The organism is Bifidobacterium sp. LH_426, assembly GCF_056356875.1.
This window is the reverse complement of sequence record NZ_JBKEVB010000012.1, coordinates 1-17,832: the sequence shown is the minus strand read 5'-3', so window position 1 is coordinate 17,832 and position 17,832 is coordinate 1. Positions and strand designations below refer to the sequence as shown.

9 protein-coding genes and 2 rRNA genes are annotated in these 17,832 nt (G+C 63.1%); 9 read left to right on the top strand and 2 right to left on the bottom strand.

The genetic code is table 11. The features are described 5' to 3' along the window. Window positions 1-252: 252 nt before the first annotated feature. The 6 genes from AC1AYD_RS09950 to AC1AYD_RS09925 all read left to right on the top strand — a co-directional run bounded on the left by AC1AYD_RS09950 (window position 253) and on the right by AC1AYD_RS09925 (window position 9,482). On the top strand, window positions 253-1,449 hold the full coding sequence (locus tag AC1AYD_RS09950; RefSeq protein WP_476503375.1) for an SLC13 family permease: 1,197 nt from the start codon (window positions 253-255) through the stop codon (window positions 1,447-1,449). A 105-nt stretch (window positions 1,450-1,554) separates the two neighbouring features. Continuing rightward, the gene (locus tag AC1AYD_RS09945; protein WP_476503376.1) at window positions 1,555-2,559 is read left to right on the top strand and encodes a LacI family DNA-binding transcriptional regulator; all 1,005 of its coding nucleotides are present in this window, start codon (window positions 1,555-1,557) and stop codon (window positions 2,557-2,559) included. A 335-nt stretch (window positions 2,560-2,894) separates the two neighbouring features. Then, window positions 2,895-4,109 (top strand): MFS transporter, encoded by a 1,215-nt coding sequence (locus AC1AYD_RS09940; RefSeq protein WP_476503377.1) that lies wholly within the window; start codon window positions 2,895-2,897, stop codon window positions 4,107-4,109. 21 nt (window positions 4,110-4,130) lie between these two features. Continuing rightward, window positions 4,131-5,723 (top strand): MGH1-like glycoside hydrolase domain-containing protein, encoded by a 1,593-nt coding sequence (locus AC1AYD_RS09935; protein WP_476503378.1) that lies wholly within the window; start codon window positions 4,131-4,133, stop codon window positions 5,721-5,723. A gap of 43 nt (window positions 5,724-5,766) precedes the next feature. Continuing rightward, a complete protein-coding gene (locus tag AC1AYD_RS09930; RefSeq protein WP_476503379.1) occupies window positions 5,767-8,352 on the top strand; it encodes a DUF4978 domain-containing protein in 2,586 nt (861 codons plus the stop codon). Window positions 8,353-8,612: 260 nt separating this feature from the next. Beyond that, on the top strand, window positions 8,613-9,482 hold the full coding sequence (locus AC1AYD_RS09925) for a MurR/RpiR family transcriptional regulator (RefSeq protein WP_476503380.1): 870 nt from the start codon (window positions 8,613-8,615) through the stop codon (window positions 9,480-9,482). A 23-nt stretch (window positions 9,483-9,505) separates the two neighbouring features. Here AC1AYD_RS09925 and AC1AYD_RS09920 read toward each other — a convergent pair whose 3' ends face one another. Continuing rightward, window positions 9,506-10,483, bottom strand: coding sequence for an aldo/keto reductase family protein (locus AC1AYD_RS09920; protein WP_476503381.1), 978 nt, complete (start codon window positions 10,481-10,483; stop codon window positions 9,506-9,508). A gap of 272 nt (window positions 10,484-10,755) precedes the next feature. On the opposite strand from AC1AYD_RS09920, the gene AC1AYD_RS09915 reads away from it, so the two are divergent. Next, a complete protein-coding gene (locus tag AC1AYD_RS09915; RefSeq protein ID WP_476503382.1) occupies window positions 10,756-12,633 on the top strand; it encodes an oleate hydratase in 1,878 nt (625 codons plus the stop codon). 129 nt (window positions 12,634-12,762) lie between these two features. On the opposite strand, the gene AC1AYD_RS09910 is transcribed toward AC1AYD_RS09915, so the two are convergent. Then, entirely contained in the window at window positions 12,763-13,677 is a 915-nt protein-coding gene (locus tag AC1AYD_RS09910; RefSeq protein WP_476503383.1) for an aldo/keto reductase, read from the bottom strand. Between the two features lie 1,075 nt (window positions 13,678-14,752). On the opposite strand from AC1AYD_RS09910, the gene AC1AYD_RS09905 reads away from it, so the two are divergent. Together AC1AYD_RS09905 and AC1AYD_RS09900 are read left to right on the top strand one after the other, a co-directional pair. Continuing rightward, window positions 14,753-16,281 (top strand): 16S ribosomal RNA (locus AC1AYD_RS09905). A gap of 474 nt (window positions 16,282-16,755) precedes the next feature. Beyond that, window positions 16,756-17,832, top strand: a 23S ribosomal RNA gene (locus AC1AYD_RS09900); the annotation flags it as partial.

Below are 17,832 nucleotides of genomic sequence, written 5' to 3'. Positions count from 1 at the left end.
GTGTAGTCGGCGTAGTCCCGCATCGTGCGCGCGGACGGACCAGGGACTCGGGAAAACTTGTTCTTCATATTCCGTTCATGCGGAATTCAGTCATGAAAAATCGAAAAAGTCGGGAGGAAAAGCCAATAGCGAGTAAGCGTGACCAATGATTTCGCGGAAAACGGTCGGAAAACAGCACGCCGGGACTACGTAACAGGGCGCGGTTTCCGTTAGGATACTTACGGTAAATCCCCTTGTTCCACGGAGGAATCGATGCGGCGCTGGCTGGTCGGACTGTTGAAAAGCGAGACGATTCTCATCGTCGCCACGGTGCTGGCATTGATTTCATGCTTCATCGTCCCGCCGGACGCCGACTACAAGGGCTATGTGCACATGAGCACGATCAGCCAGCTCGTGTGCCTGATGCTCGTCGTGTGTGGTCTGCAGCGCATCGGCGTGTTCCGCATCATCGGCTCGCGTCTGCTGCATCACGTGCGCACCGCGCGGGGGCTCGTCCTCACGCTCATCTCGCTCACGTTCTTCTCCGCGATGCTCATCACCAACGACGTCGCGCTCGTCACGTTCATCCCGTTCGCGATCTCCGTGCTCGTCATGGCGCACATGGAGGAGCATGCGGTGCTCGTCGGCACGCTGATGACCATCGGTGCGAACGTGGGCAGCATGCTCACGCCGATCGGCAACGCGCACAACCTCTACCTGAAGGCGCTCACCGGCATGCCGTCGATGGAGATGATCGGCATCATGGCGCCGTACTCCGTGACCGCCGCCGTGCTGCTCGTCGTCATCACCTGCGTCGTGTTCGGCTCCAAGCCGGTCTCCGAATTCCAGTCGTTGGACGGTGCCGGCATCGAGCAGGGCGTGCTCGCGCCGGAAAGCGGCAAGCCGCGCCCCGACGAGATCCGCATCACCGGCTATGGCGCCGGCTACGGCGGATGGCGCACCGTCGTCTACGCGCTGCTGTTCGTGGTCTGCCTGCTCGCGGTGAGCGACTTCATCCCGCTGTGGCTCATGTGCGTGATCGTGTTCGCCGCGTTCCTCGTGTGCGACCGCAAGGCGTTCCGCAACGTGGATTGGGGGTTGCCGCTCACCTTCACGATGTTCTTCATCTTCATCGGCAACATGAAGCGCGTGCCCGAATTCTACGAGCTCGCCGCCTCGCTGGTGGACGCGCATCCGCTGGAGGTTGCGGTCGGCTCGAGCCAGCTCATCAGCAACGTGCCCACCACGATTCTGCTGTCCGGCTTCACCGAGCAGTGGCGTCCGCTCATCATCGGCACGAACCTGGGCGGCATGGGCACGCTCATCGCCTCGATGGCCTCCCTGATCGGCTACAAGAACGTCGTGCGCAAATATCCGGACCGCAAGGGCCGCTACCTCGCCGTCTACTCGGCCGTCAACGTGCTCTTCCTCATCGTCCTCGTGGGGCTTTCCTGGATCATCGAGCCGTGACCGGCGCCGGTCGGCGGGGACGCTCGTCGTCGTGGTGTAACGTTTATATGGCTGGTTCGCGTCGATCAGCGAACGATTCGATTGGCCGAAACGGGGAGTATCGCCATGGCTACATTGCGTGACGTCGCCAAGGAGGCGGGAGTGTCCATCGCCACCGCGTCGGTGGTGCTTCGTGGCGAACCGGGGTTCAAGCCGGCGACGCGTGAGCGGATTCTCCAGGCCGCCGAGAAACTGCATTACACGGCGAACCTGTCCGCCCGTTTCCTCAAGCAGGGCAGCAGCGGCGTCATCGCGTTCGTCGTCCCCGAATTGGGGAACCCGTATTTCTCCGATCTGGCATCGGCCATTTCGCGGGAGGCGGCCAAGGCCGGCTATCAGGTCATCGTGGTGCAGACGAACGCCTCGCCCGAAGCCGAGCGCGACTCGCTCAAACGCATCAGCACGCCGATGTGCGACGGGCTGATCGTCAATCTGCACAACACTTCGGAGGACGAGCTCCGATCCCTGATCGGGGACCATCCCGCGGTGCTGTTCGAGGATTATGCGGCGCACCCCCGCTACGACAATGTGGCATTGCCCTTGGAAGCGTCGTTCCGGGCGGTGTTCTCCTATCTGAAGTCACGTGGATACGAGCATGCGGCGATCGCCGGTGGCCGACGGTTCGCTCCGGGCGAGTTCGGTCAGGAGGGCCGCAACACCGGTTCGCATCTCGCGGTCCGGGCGATGATCGACGCCGGTCTCGGCTCGGAGAGCGACACGATTCCATGCGAATGGACGGTGGAGGGCGGGGCCAAGGCCGCCGCGACGCTCGTCCAGGCGGACCTGGGGTACGATGTCGTCTTCTGCATGAACGACCTCATCGCCTTCGGTCTGATGCGCGGCATGAGGGAGATGGGCATCCGCGTACCCGAAGACAAGGCGGTGTTCGGGTTCGACGGTGTGAGCCCCGCCGCGTACTGCGCGCCGTTGCTGAGCACGATAGCCATCGATTTCGATGATATGGCCAGGCAGGCCGTATCGATGCTGGTCGAGCGTATCCGGGGCGGGGAATCCGTCGAACCGCGTAGGCGCATCGCCGGGTTCTCCCTGGTCCGCGGCGAATCGGCCTGACGGGCGTCTCCTGCATGCCCGGGGTCTCCCCGGGCCCATCTGTTCCGTGGATGGTCTCCCGGTATCCCCGTGTATTGAACCTATTGGGTGAAACGTTATTGGCAAACCTCAACAAGAACGTTTCAACACGCCGGCGGCAGAGAAATACATATCGGCATATATACGTTGAAAAATAGCCATTACATAGCATCCGAGCATATGGCTGCGCAAAAAGGTTAAACGTTCTTGTAAATTCATGTTATGCTGAATGCGACAACGGAAACGGCGGGAGCGGGGTCCAGCGATGGGCGCCGTCGTCCGTCTCCATGTGGAATCCCGAATCCAAAGGAACAACCATGACAAAGGAAGTCAAGAAGTACGGTCTCACCGTGCAGCTGGCCGTACTGGCGGTATCGCTGCTGCTCACCAGCTCCAACATCATCAACGGCATCCTGCCGCAGATCCGCGATGGTCTTCATGTGTCCAACGCGGCCGCCGAACTGCTGTCCACCACGCCGTCGCTCACCGCACTGATCACGCTGCTGCTCAGTCCGGCGATGGCCAGATTCTTCGGGCTGAAGAACGTGATCGGTCTCGGCGTCGCCCTCGTCGGTGTCTCCGGAGTGGTGCCGATGTTCGTCAGCGACTACACTGTGATCCTCATCTCGCGCATCGTGCTCGGCCTGGGACTCGGCTGCTACAACTCGCTGGCCGTCGCCATTATCCAGGTGATGTGGTCCGGCGATACCCGTTCCACACTGCTGGGTATCCGCGGCGCGTTCGAGAACATCGGCCAGATGATCCTCACCGCGCTGGTCGGCGTGCTGGCCTCCTCGTTCGGCTGGCAGGGCTCCTTCTCCGCCTACATCCTCTCGTTCGCGGCACTCGCATGGTTCTGGATCGTCGTCCCGGACGTCAAGCTCGCCGACGACAAATCCGATGACGAGGATGCCGCCGAGGGCGGCGATGTGTTCGCAGAGAAATCGAATTACGTGATTCTCATCTTGTTCGCGCTGTTCGCCGCCGGCTATCTGATCGCCATGCAGTCCGGCTTCGTGCGCTGGGCGGCCGTCACGCAGGAGGCGCTGGGCGCCGACTTCAACACATCCACCGTCATGTCCATCGGCGTGGCCGCCGGCATCGTCTCCGGCTTCGGATTCGGCGCGCTGAACAAAATCCTCGGCGACATGAACACCCTGTATCTGGGCATCGCCATCGAGGCGCTGGGCTGCTTCCTCCTGTACTTCGCGAACGGCAGCTGGCCGATGCTCGTCGCCTCGATCATCTGCTTCTACGTGCCCGGGCCGATCCTTGGACCGTGGCTGTTCAACCAGCTGCCGAAGTACGCGACCAGATCCCAGCAGGCGTTCTGGTCCACCGCCATCATGATCGGCTTCCACGTGGGCATCTTCCTCGCCCCGCTCGCCATGACCGCCGTCGAGGCGATCCTCGGAAGCTCCGATCTGGCCGTCTCCTTCCTGCCGTTCGGCATCGCGCTGCTGCTCGTCATCGTCGGCGTGTTCGCCTACATCCACCTGAACCGCGCCCGCAACGGTGCCGAGAAGGCCTGAACGAACGGGAAGGAGCCGACCATGGCCGAGACCTACCAGCCGGTCGAGGAGTTCACCGCGCCTGCGCCGCTACGCGACGCCGACGACGTGATCGACCTCTACGCCGGCATCTTCAACCGCAATGACGAGGAACTGTACGTCCAGGACATCGCCGATGAGAAGTCCGCCGACTGGATGCGCCGCGAGGTGCCGTTCTTCGAATGCGCCGACGCGGTCATCGAACGCGTCTACTGGTTCCGCTGGTGGACGTTCCGCAAGCACATCACATCCACGCCGGAAGGCCGCATCATCACCGAATTCCTGCCCGACGTCTACTGGGCCGGCGCGTACAACTCCATCAACTGCGCGAACGGGCATCATGTCGCCGAAGCCCGTTGGCTGAGGAACGGCGACGACCTGATCCGCGGCTATGTGGACTTCTGGTTCAAAGGCTCCGGCGACGAGCTGTCCTATTCGTCCTGGATCGTCGACGCGGTGCGCCGTTATGCCGAGACCCGCGCGGACCGGGACTTCGCCGTATCCCTGCTCGACGGGTTCGTGCGGTTCTATGAGACCGTCGAGGAGCGCAACATGACGCGTTATGGCCTGTTCTGGTCGTACGACGACCGCGACGCGATGGAGGACTCCATCTCCGGATCCGGCCTGCGCCCCACGCTCAACAGCTACATGGCCGCCAACGCACGATCCATCGCCGTGATCGCCCGATGGTCGGGTCGGAGCGACCTCGCCGACCGGTTCGACGCGAAGGCGTCCGCCCTGACGGGGCTCATCCGCGAGGAGCTGTGGGATCCGGAAGGCGAGTTCTTCAAGGTCCTGCCGTTGGATGACAAGGACGGCGTCATCGCCGCCACGGATTTCACCGATGTGGATCCCTCACGCAACGTGCGTGAGGAAATCGGATACATCCCGTGGGCGTTCGGACTGGCGGACGAACGGCATGAAGGCGCGTGGCGTTTCCTCGCCGATCCCGATTATTTCGCGGGGGCCGTGGGCATCCGCACCGCCGAGGCATGCCATCCTCGCTACATGAACCGCGACTCGGCCCATGAATGCCAGTGGAACGGTCCCTGCTGGCCCTACGCCACCACGCAGACCCTCAACGCGATGATCGCCGAGATCCGTTCCGGCCGCGGCGGCGTGGGGCCCGGCGATTTCATGCGCGAACTGCGCCGGTACGCCGCCATCCATCGCCGACAGACGGCGGACGGCGAGATGGTCGACTGGATCGACGAGGATCTCGACGCCGACACCGGCGCATGGATCTCCCGCGACCAGCTCGAGGCGTGGGAATGGAGGAAGGACAAAGGCGGATACGAACGGGGCAAGGACTACAACCACTCCGCATTCGCGGACCTCGTCATCTCCGGGTTCGCCGGCGTGGACGTCCATGGCGATGCGGACGGCCGTACCACGCTCACCGTGGCCCCGCTCGCCGTCGGCCACGGGATGCCGTACTGGCGGCTGCTGGGATTGCCGGCGGGCGACTCCACCGTCGACCTCTACTACGACCTTCTCGGCGACCGCTACGGGCATGGTCCCGGACTCACCGTCATCGTGGACGGGATCTCCCATCACGACGACTCCGCACGGCCACGCATCGACGTCACCCTGTGAGCCGTCGCCGTCATACCACCACCCTCACGCATAAGGAGAACCAATGTCACGGATGCAGCATCCCCGGTGCACTGTGCTGAAATCGGCCGTGGCGGCGATGGCCGCCATAGCCATGACCATGCCCATCGGCGCGTTCGCGGCCGAGAACGGCTCCACGCACGCGCAGGAGCAGGAGAGCCGTCGCGTGGTCTCACGCGTCGCCCGGAAAGGCAACGGCGAATACTATCTTGAAGTGGACGGCAGGCCGTACCTGTACTCGTTCGCCCAGAACATGGGCACATGGGAGCGCATGGGGCACCAGGAGGAGTTCAAGGAGAACTCCGGCTCCAGCCGAAATGACTATCCCACGAGGCATCTCGATCTAAGCTTCGGCGAGAACGCGTACGAGAAGACCGCGAACCTCAACTACGCGACCATATCCCAGGCGCTGCTATGGAGGGACGTCGAAGTCAGGCCCGGAGAATACGACTTCACCGTATTGGACGCCTATGTGAACTGGGCCAGGAAATACGGGCTGAAGATCGACCTCGCGTGGTTCGGATCCGCCTGCCAGAGCGGTTCGCGCATCCCCACATACAGCGGCGCATGGAACGGCAAGGAGAACAAGACCGTCGACATCGGCTACCAGTACACCGCGCCGTCCTGGTATGTGCAGGACGAGGACGGCGATCCGATCGGCGACTACTACGACATCACCGGAGGCAAAGGCAAGGTCGACTATCCGCTCATCACCACCGGTCCGAAGGCCGAGAAGATGAAACAAGCCGAGATCGCAACGATGAAGGCGATCTTCGCCCATCTGGCGCAGACCGATCCGGATGGCACCGTCATCTCCATCCAGCTCGAGAACGAGGCGAACAACAACCCGCACTTCAAAGACCGGTACATCGACTGGATCAACGAACTCGGCAAAGCCGTCAAGGAATCGGATTACAGCATCGCCACGCGCGTGAACTACTCCGGTTCCGGCTATCCGGTGAACGTCAACGATTACGCATACATCGACTTCGCCGGACCCGATCCATACTCCACCAGTGTCAGCCGCATGAAGGAGATCATCGTCGGAGGCAAACGATACTCCACACTCGGTCACATCGCCGAGAACTCCGGCGACTACGCCAACCTGACCTCGCTGGAGACCGCCGCCTTCGCGGCCGGAGGCGGATACGGCACCTGGGAGATCGACAACTGGTTCTGTGACGGAGGCGGCGGCCACTTCAACGGTCCGCACGCGCTGTATTCCAACCTGGAGCAGAGCGACATCCACTCCCAGGAGATGTACTACGACTGGAAACTCGGCGAGATACCCACCATGACCGAACAGGCCAAGGAACTACAGCGGTACAATCCGGGACTCAACGCCATAGGACAGATACTGGCGGGGGCGACGGCATCCGACCGCGCCGGCTTCAACGTCGACCAGGACGATCCGCAGACCGAATACTCGGCCATGAAAACGATCGGCCGGTATCGTCTCGGTTTCCACACGACCGACGGTGCCGTCGGCATCGCCGCCACCGACGGCCGGAACCTGTACGTGACCTCCGACACCGCCGGTTCCGTCACCATCACCACCGAGCAACGACCCGACGCCGCCAGCATCGGCGCATTCGACGAGAACGGCGAATGGGCGGCGGCGGAGCAACGCGCCGTCACCGCGCAGAACGACGGCACCTACGCCATCACACTGAAGACGGGAGAGGCGTTGCGTCTCGGCATGCCGGTCAGTGACATACCGGGCAACCTGGCATTGGGCGCCACTGCGAAACACAGCGGAGCGGACGCCGACTACCCGGCCTCGAACGTCAATGACGGCGATGAATGGAGCGGCACGAAAAGCCGGAACAACCCCACCTATCCGCAATACGTCACCCTGACGTGGGACAAGCCGCAGACCTTCGACACCGTCGATCTGTCCGGCATCTACGCCAAAGACCAGAACCCTACCGACTGGGACATCGAGATCTCCCAAAACGGCAAGAACGGATGGACGCGGGTCGCCTCCTCCGGCGACGTGACATGGAGCACCTCGGACGGGACGGCCGAGCACCACGCCGTCACGATGCCCATGCAGCGTGACGTCATGGCCATGCGCGTACGCATCAACAAGGCGGCGACCACCTGGGGAGCGTACTACATCACCGAAATCGCCGTGACCGACACATTGCAGCCTCTGGCGGAACTCGTCGCGGACATCGACTCCTCCGGGCCGAAGGAACCGGACTACACCGCTGAGACATGGGAGCCGTTCGCGCAGGCGTTGGATGCGGCTCGCACGATGCTGAAGCAATCGGAACCCGACGGCCATGCGGCGAACGGGGCGAAGCGGACCTTGGAATCGGCATGGAAGGCGTTGACGAAGGCGGAGCGGCCGGCCGACCCGGGAACCTCCGGACCGGACCGACCGGGCGCGCCCGCCGACCAGAACGGGACGGACCGGTCGAACCGGCCGACGGAACCCGGAAAATCCGGGGATGACGCCAGGGCCTCCGATGCCGCGGTCACCGGGCGGAAGCGGTTGTCCGACACGGGTGCCGCCGTGGTCCTGATCGCCATGGCCGCCGCCGTCGCCGCGCTCGCGGGCATCGGCATGGCCGTCGGCGGACGCAGGTACGGCGACCACGGATAAGAGACGACCGGAACGGCATGGCGTCCCTCATGCCGACGGCATCCCAGTGTGAGGCCCGGCCCATGACGGGCCTCACACGTTTCGCCCGTGACGAGCCGTGACGTTTGCGTGACCGGCGTGGTCCATGTCGACCCGCAGGGAAAGTTAACGCACGGTTCACCTTCCGGTCAACCGTAGTCCCTCGGCGGCACACCCGCGCGGGCTATCGTCGTCCTCGACAATACGAGATGATGGTGGAACTGTCGCGAGGAGATGGAACCTTGCAGCCTTCGGTGGGAATTCGCGAACGCATCGACCACGTGTATCCGTCATTGAGGCCGGCCGAACGGTCCGTCGCGCGGTACATCCGCGACCATATCGAGGAGGCGGCGGGGCTGACCGTCGGCCAGCTCGCCGAGGCGACGCACGTCAGCCAGCCGACCGTGATCCGCTTCTCCCGCAAGCTCGGCTTCGGCGGCTATCGCGAACTGCGCTACGTGCTGCGGCATCCCGAGGCGGAGCGCCAGGTGACGTTCGATCCGCTCGAAGGATTCGACCTCAATCCGTGGGACGATCCGGAGAGCGTTCCCGCCAAGGCCGCCGCCGGCGCCACATCGCTCATCGACGAGCTGCGACGTTCGCTCGACGTGAAGGCGTTCCGCAAGGCGACGACCCTGCTCGCCGGCGCGGACGCCATCGACATCTACGGCGTGGAGAACTCGCTCGTGCCCGCCACCGACCTGTTCACCAAACTCATGTATCTGGGATTGGACTGCCGCCTCAACACGGACGCCTACCTCCAGCAGATCGGCGCCGGGCATCTCACCGGCGACGACGTGGCGATCGCGTTCTCCCATTCCGGATCGTCGGCGGACACGGTGAAGGCGCTGCGTCTCGCCAAGGCGGCGGGCGCGCGCACCATCGCCGTGACCAATCACGTCGGCTCGCCGTTGGCCGGTTCCGCCGACGTGACGCTGGTCACCGGCTCCGGATCGCACACGATCTACGGCAACGCGATCTTCTCGCGCGTGGCGAACGTGGCGCTCGTCGACATGCTCTACATGGGCGTGATCCTGTCCGACTACGGCCGGTTCTCCACCGCGCTCGACCAGTCGGGCAGGATGATTGCGGACCGGGAGTACCGGGGCTGAGCCCCGGTACCCACCCCCAAGGCTCAGCCGACGTGGCGCTCGAAGCGGTGGAAGCCGGTGATCGCGTCGATCTCGGCCATCGCGTCGGCGGGGATCTCGAAGCCGGAGGCCCTGAGGTTGTTCTCCAGCTGGCTGGGCTTGCTGGCACCGGCGATCACGCAGCTGATCTCCTTGTGCTGGAGGATCCAGGCGAGGGAGAGGGCCGGCAGGTTCACGCCGAGTTCGTCGGCCACGCCGCGCAGACGCTCGACCATGTCGAGGTTCGCATCGGTGAGCAGGTCGTTGATCTGGTGGTCGGCCTGCCAGGTGGCGCGTGAGCCGGCCGGCAGCGGCTGGCCCTTGCGGTACTTGCCGGTGAGCAGGCCCTGGGCGAGCGGTGAGAACGTGGTGATGCCGATGCCGAGCTTCGAGCACACGCCCATGATCTCGTGCTCGATGTAGCGGTCGGCGAGGTTGTACTGCGGCTGCACCACGGTGATCGGGTAGAGGCCGAGACGGTCGATGATGCGTTGCGCCTCCTGGAGCCTCGCGCCGCCCCATTCCTCGGAGACGCCGTAGTAGAGGACCTTGCCCTGCGCGACGAGGTCGCTCATCGCGCGCAGCGTCTCCTCCAGATCGGTGGACTCGTCGAAGCGGTGGCAGTAGTAGAGGTCGAGGTAGTCGGTCCTCATGTTCTTCAGGCTCTGCTCGCAGCTCTCGAAGATGTGCTTGCGGCTCAGGCCGCGGTCGTTCACGCCGTCGCCGGTGGGGAAGAACACCTTCGAGGAGATGACCAGCTCGCGGCGCGGGAAGCGGCTCAGCACCTCGCCGAAGAAGCGTTCGGCCACGCCCGCGGAATACGCGTCGGCGCAGTCGAAGAAGTTCACGCCGTTGTCGAACGCGAGGTCGACGGTCTGCTTCGCCACGTCCTCGGCGGCGGTGCCCTTGAGGTCGGTCACCCAGCTGCCCAGCGCGATCTCGCTGATCTTCAGTCCGGACTTGCCTACGTTGCGGTACTTCATCGTTGCTGCTCTTTCCTTGATTCAGGCGTTAACGGTCACAATCCATTGAATCACTTCAAGTGCGCTTCAATGCAAGCTCCGCATGATGGACGTGGCGTGCCCATCCGCCGTGCCCATCCGTCGTGCCCATCCGTCGTGCCCACCCGGCCGTGGCGTTCCCGTATCCGGACACGACACCGGTGTAGTGTCTATGGTGGGAGAGAGCGAAATGCGACATGATGTCTGACGGACGGAATTGACGGTCTGTCAACATATCCTCAAGGAGGCGGCATATGTATTATTCCAACGGCAACTACGAGGCGTTCGCGCGGCCGAAGAAGCCGGAAGGCGTCGACGGCAAGCACGCGTACATCATCGGCACCGGACTCGCGGCCCTGTCCGCCGCATGCTATCTCGTGCGCGACGCGCAGATGCCCGGCGAGAACATCCACATCCTCGAAAAGGACGACGTGCCCGGCGGCGCCTGCGACGGCGCCGAGATTCCCGGACTCGGCTACGTGATGCGCGGCGGGCGCGAGATGGACAACCACTTCGAGGTGATGTGGGACCTGTTCCGCTCCATCCCCTCCATCGAGAACCCCGACGTCTCCGTGCTCGACGAGTACTACTGGCTCAACAAGGAGGATCCGAACTACTCGCTGTGCCGCGCCACCAAGGACCAGGGCAAGGACGCCGGCACCAAGGGCCGGTTCGGTCTGTCCGACAAGGCCGCGCAGGAGATCATGAAGCTCTTCTTCACCCCCGACGAGGAGCTCTACGACAAGCCGATCACCGACTTCTTCGACGACGAGGTGCTCGACTCCAACTTCTGGATGTACTGGCGCACCATGTTCGCGTTCGAGAACTGGCATTCCGCGCTGGAGATGAAACTGTACATCAAGCGCTACATCCACCACATCGGCGGCCTGCCGGACTTCAGCGCCCTGCGCTTCACCCGCTACAACCAGTACGAGTCGATGATCCTGCCGATGGTCACCTACCTCGAGTCGCACGGCGTCGAATTCCGTTACGGCACCAAGGTCGAGAACGTCGAATTCGCGATCGGCGGCGGCGACGGGCCGAAGCGCGAACGCACCGGCGTCGGCCAGGACACGATCCTCAAGATCCAGGCGACCTCCGGCGTGTTCAAGCGCAACCCGTACGGCAGCGCCACGAAGAAGATCGCCGTGCGCCTCGACCTCGACCACGAAGGCGACAAATCCTCCATCGACCTGACCGAGAACGACTACGTGTTCATCACCAACGGCGGCTGCGTCGAGAACTCCACCATGGGCTCGCAGCACGCGCCCGCGCCGTGGAACCCGGACCTGAAACCGGGCGGCGGCTGGGACATGTGGCGCCGCATCGCCGCGCAGGACCCGAGCTTCGGCCACCCGGACAAGTTCTGCTCCGACCCGCAGGCCACCAAGTGGATGAGCGCCACCGTCACCACGCTCGACGGCGAGATCCCGCCCTACATCCAGCGCATCTGCAAGCGCGACCCGTTCTCGGGCCACGTCGTGACCGGCGGCATCGTCACCGTCGCCGACTCCAGCTGGCTGATGAGCTGGACCCTCAACCGCCAGCAGCAGTTCCGCGACCAGAGCAAGGACCAGCTGTGCGTCTGGGTGTACGGCCTGTTCCCCGACAAGCCCGGAGACTACGTGAAGAAGCCGATGACCGAATGCACCGGCGAGGAGATCTGCGCCGAATGGCTCTACCACATGGGCGTGTCGACGGAGAAGATCGAGGCGCTCGCCGCGAAGCACGCCAACACAGTGCCGGTCATGATGCCGTACATCACCGCGTTCTTCATGCCGCGCGCCGCCGGCGACCGCCCGGACGTCGTGCCGGACGGCGCCGTCAACTTCGCGTTCCTCGGCCAGTTCGCCGAGACGCCGCGCGACACGATCTTCACCACCGAGTATTCGATGCGCACCGGCATGGAGGCCGTCTACACGCTGCTCGACGTGGACCGCGGCGTGCCCGAGGTGTGGGGCAGCGTCTACGACGTGAGGAACCTCCTCAACGCCACGGTGAAACTGCGCGACGGCGCGCCCGTCGCGGACATGAAGCTCAACTTCGTGGAACGCGCCGTGCTCGGCAAGGTGCTGAAGAAGCTCGACGGCACCGACATCGCCACGCTGCTCAAGGAGTATCACGTGATCTGACCGCGTGACCCGCGCATGCGATTCGGCATGCGCGGGAACGGCGACGGCCCGGCCGCAGGCGGTGAGCCTGCGCCGGGCCGTCGTTCGTTCCGATGTCGGCGATCGTCGCTGTGCGTCGGTGGTGACGGTTCAGATGTTGCCGCGCACGTGCTGGTCCGCCCACGACTGGGAGTGCGTGAACGTGGCCGGATCGGCGCTCACGTTCGCGTGCGGGTCGTCGAGCGCGTCGATGGCGGCGATCTCGGCGGCGGTCAGGTCGAAGCCGGCGCTCGCGAGGTTCTCGCGCATGCGCTCCACGTGCTTCGACTTCGGGATGACGATGCGTCCCTCCTGCGTATGCCAGCGCAGCACCACCTGCCCCGGCGTCGTCCCGTGCGCCTCGGCGGCCGCCGTGACCGGTCCGGATTCGATGTCCCTGCCGTGGCCGAGCGGGCTGTACGCCTCGACCGCGATGCCGTGCGCCTTGCAGAACGCGCGCACGCCGGGCTGGTTGAAGCGCGGGTGCGCCTCGATCTGGTTCACGGCCGGCGCCTCGCCGGAATCCTCGATGATCGCGCGCAGATGCTCGGGCAGGAAGTTGCTCACGCCCGGCACGCGGATCGCGCCTTCGTCGCGCAGCCTCAGCAGGGCGCGCCACGTCTCGCGGTAGAAGCCGGCGGCGGGGAACGGCCAGTGGATGAGATACATGTCGATGACGTCGACGCCCAGCTTGCGGCGCGACTCGTCGAACGCGACGCGCGCCGCGTCGTAGCCTTGGTCGCAGTTGCGCAGCTTCGTGGTCACCCAGACCTTGCCGGCCATGCCGGTGGCGCGCAGGGCGTCGCCGATCTGCTGCTCGTTGTAGTAGGCGGCCGCCGTGTCGATGTGCCGGTAGCCGAGTTCCAGCGCCTCCTCGACCGCGCGTTGCGTGTCCTCGGGCGGGATCTGGAACGTGCCGAACCCGATCTGCGGGATCCGGGTGCCGGCCTTGTCGTGCAACGTCAGTTCGGGCGACGTCGCGGGTGATTCCTCATGTGATGTGGTTGTCTGCGGATCGCTCATCATGCCCCCATTCGTCGATGATGTGGAATCGGGTTCCATTGTAGGCCCGTGCGCGGGCGTTCCCGGGGGTCTATCCCGCGGATGCCGTCCGAATCGGCGGTGATGCGACACGCCGGGCGAACGGCGGTATGACAGCGTTCTGAAACCGGTTTCAGCATACGTTTGCAAAACGAGCCGGCGGCGTCTATCATGTGAGATGTCAGCCGGGATACGAAGCCGGCGACCCAATAAGAAAGGTGGATATCATGACCAACAAGAACATCTTCGGTGATTTCATCAGCTACTGCGCCGACAACATGTTCCCGGAGAACATCGCCCGCCAGAAGATGGCCGAGACCGCTCGTCGTCACGGCGATCGCTGAATCGCATACTGATTCGTCCGCAGTCAGGTAGCGGATCGTCGGATTGATGCCAGGGCAGATGGCATCGGAGGCGTTCCGTGAGTTGCATGAACAATGAGGATACGGACAACGGCGTCCGCCCATAATCGTCTTCAGGATTCCCGCCCGCATACCGCGAGGCGGGTTTCGTCATATTCGGAGTAAATCGGCGTTCCCCGGTCTTTCGTATGCGCGTGGGCGTTTGCGGGCGCGTGTCGGCCCTCTCTGTGGAGGGGGCTCCCGGCGTGAGCCGGGTGGGGGAGAGCGCTCCCCCTTGTGAGGGGGGAGCTGGCGGCCGCAGGCCGACTGAGGGGTTGTCGGGTTGTTTGTGGTCGGTTTTTCGACACGCCGGTGGAGGCTAGTGTTTGCAGGGGTTTTGGGGGTTGTTTTGTGGTGTGGGTTTGCGGTGTTGGTCGGTGTGGTGTAGGTTATTCATTCGCTGCCGCTGAGCGGTCCGGTTGTCTGCTGTTGGTTGGTTTCCGGGTTGCTTGGCGTGTGTGGTGGTTTGAGAACTCAAGAGTGTGTTGTACTACTTACTTCTTTATAGTCAATGATTGCCAGTCCGATTCCCGCTCGTTTTCGAGTACCCGAGGGGGTTTGATGGGGGTCGGGGTTTTTGTGCGAACGTCCTTCCTTATAGGATGTTCCGTCAATTGTTTTTAGTGAGAGTCATCTGTCGATGTCTTTCTGCAATGTTTTTTGTGGAGGGTTCGATTCTGGCTCAGGATGAACGCTGGCGGCGTGCTTAACACATGCAAGTCGAACGGGATCCTCCGGGCTTTGCTTGGGGGTGAGAGTGGCGAACGGGTGAGTAATGCGTGACCGACCTGCCCCGTACTCCGGAATAGCTCCTGGAAACGGGTGGTAATGCCGGATGTTCCAGTTGATCGCATGGTCTTCTGGGAAAGGGTCTTACCGGTACGGGATGGGGTCGCGTCCTATCAGCTTGACGGTGGGGTGATGGCCTACCGTGGCTTCGACGGGTAGCCGGCCTGAGAGGGCGACCGGCCACATTGGGACTGAGATACGGCCCAGACTCCTACGGGAGGCAGCAGTGGGGAATATTGCACAATGGGCGCAAGCCTGATGCAGCGACGCCGCGTGCGGGATGACGGCCTTCGGGTTGTAAACCGCTTTTAGCAGGGAGCAAGGCTTTTTGTTGAGTGTACCTGTTGAATAAGCACCGGCTAACTACGTGCCAGCAGCCGCGGTAATACGTAGGGTGCAAGCGTTATCCGGAATTATTGGGCGTAAAGGGCTCGTAGGCGGTTCGTCGCGTCCGGTGTGAAAGCCCATCGCTTAACGGTGGGTCTGCGCCGGGTACGGGCGGGCTGGAGTGCGGTAGGGGAGACTGGAATTCCCGGTGTAACGGTGGAATGTGTAGATATCGGGAGGAACACCAATGGCGAAGGCAGGTCTCTGGGCCGTTACTGACGCTGAGGAGCGAAAGCGTGGGGAGCGAACAGGATTAGATACCCTGGTAGTCCACGCCGTAAACGGTGGATGCTGGATGTGGGGCCCTTTCCACGGGTCCCGTGTCGGAGCCAACGCGTTAAGCATCCCGCCTGGGGAGTACGGCCGCAAGGCTAAAACTCAAAGAAATTGACGGGGGCCCGCACAAGCGGCGGAGCATGCGGATTAATTCGATGCAACGCGAAGAACCTTACCTGGGCTTGACATGTTCCCGACGACCGCAGAGATGTGGTTTCCCTTCGGGGCGGGTTCACAGGTGGTGCATGGTCGTCGTCAGCTCGTGTCGTGAGATGTTGGGTTAAGTCCCGCAACGAGCGCAACCCTCGCCCCGTGTTGCCAGCAGTTCGGCTGGGGACTCACGGGGGACCGCCGGGGTCAACTCGGAGGAAGGTGGGGATGACGTCAGATCATCATGCCCCTTACGTCCAGGGCTTCACGCATGCTACAATGGCCGGTACAGCGGGATGCGACATGGCGACATGGAGCGGATCCCTGAAAACCGGTCTCAGTTCGGATTGGAGTCTGCAACCCGACTCCATGAAGGCGGAGTCGCTAGTAATCGCGGATCAGCAACGCCGCGGTGAATGCGTTCCCGGGCCTTGTACACACCGCCCGTCAAGTCATGAAAGTGGGCAGCACCCGAAGCCGGTGGCCTAACCCGTGAGGGGTGGAGCCGTCTAAGGTGAGGCTCGTGATTGGGACTAAGTCGTAACAAGGTAGCCGTACCGGAAGGTGCGGCTGGATCACCTCCTTTCTACGGAGAATACAGGATGCTGTCTGGCATCCGGTGTGTGCCCCACGGCCGTGATAGTCGCGGTCTGGTTGGGGTTGCTGGTGTGGAAGAGATCTTGGCTGTGGGCGTGCGGGGTTTCCCGTGCGGGCGGGCTTGTCCCGTGTGGTTGGTGGTATGGCATGCTTTTGGGTTCCCGGATCGCCACCCTCCGAGCCGTCTGGCTTCGGGGTGCGGGTCCGATTCCGCCGGGTTTCCGTGTTGGTCCTTGTGTGGGCTGGTGTGGTGCCTGGTGTGTGTTGGTGGTTTGAGAACTGGATAGTGGACGCGAGCAAGAGAACGAATTTGTTTTTCTTGTTTTGTTGATTTCGATCGAACTCCGAGGCTTTGTCTTCGGGTGTTCGTTCGGTCGTTTTTGTTGTGACCGTCAACGTGTTGTGTTGATGTGTCGTCCGATGTATTCGCGAATTTGGTTTTCGCCGGCTTTCACGCGTTGTGTGTGTTGCTGGTGAGGGCGCAGTGGTGGATGCCTTGGCGGACAGGACCGATGAAGGACGTGTGGGGCCGCGATAGGCCTGGGGGAGCCGCCGACAGGGCTTTGATCCCAGGATCTCCGAATGGGGGAACCCGCCACCCTCGATGGGGTGGCACCAGCCTTTTGGGCTGGGGGGTACGCAGGGAAGTGAAACATCTCAGTACCTGTAGGAAAGGATGTTCCGTGAGTAGTGGCGAGCGAAAGCGGATCAGGCCAAACCGGTGTCGTGTGATACCCGTCGGGGGTTGCGGCATCGGGGTTGCGGGAGCGTGTGTCCCGGTTCCGACGGACCGGGCGTGAGTTAGAAAACCGTGTGCGAGACGAACAGGATTGGATGCCTGGCCGTGGAGGGTGATGGCCCCGTAGTCGTATGCGCATGGTCTCATGATCGCGTGTTCCCAAGTAGCGCGGGCCTCGTGGAATCCCGTGTGAATCCGCCCCGACCGTGGGGTAAGCCTAGATATTCCTGTCCGACCGATAGTGAACTAGTACCGTGAGGGAAAGGTGAAAAGCACCCCGGGAGGGGAGTGAAAGAGTACCTGAAACCGTGCGCCTACGATCCGTCGGAGCCTCTTTGATGGGGTGACGGCGTGCCTATCGAAAAATGAGTCTGCGAGTCAGTGGCAGGTGGCGAGCGTAACCCGTGTGGGGTACGCGTAGCGAAGGCGAGTCTGAATAAGGCGTCTGAGTCGCTTGTCCTGGACCCGAAGCGGGATGATCTAGCCCTGGGCAGGTTGAAGCGCGGGTAGGACCGTGTGGAGGACCGCACCCACCTGGGTTGAAAACCGGGGGGATGACCTGGGGCTGGGGGTGAAAGGCCAATCAAATTCCGTGATAGCTGGTTCTCTCCGAAATGCATTTGGGTGCAGCGTCGGGTGATTGCTTGCGGGGGGTAGAGCTACTGGATGCTTGAGGGCCCATACCGGGTACCGACAGCAACCAAACTCCGAATACCCGTCAAGTGTATCCCGGCAGTGAGTCGGCGGGGGATAAGCTCCGTCGTCGAGAGGGAGACAGCCCAGACCGTCGTCTAAGGTCCC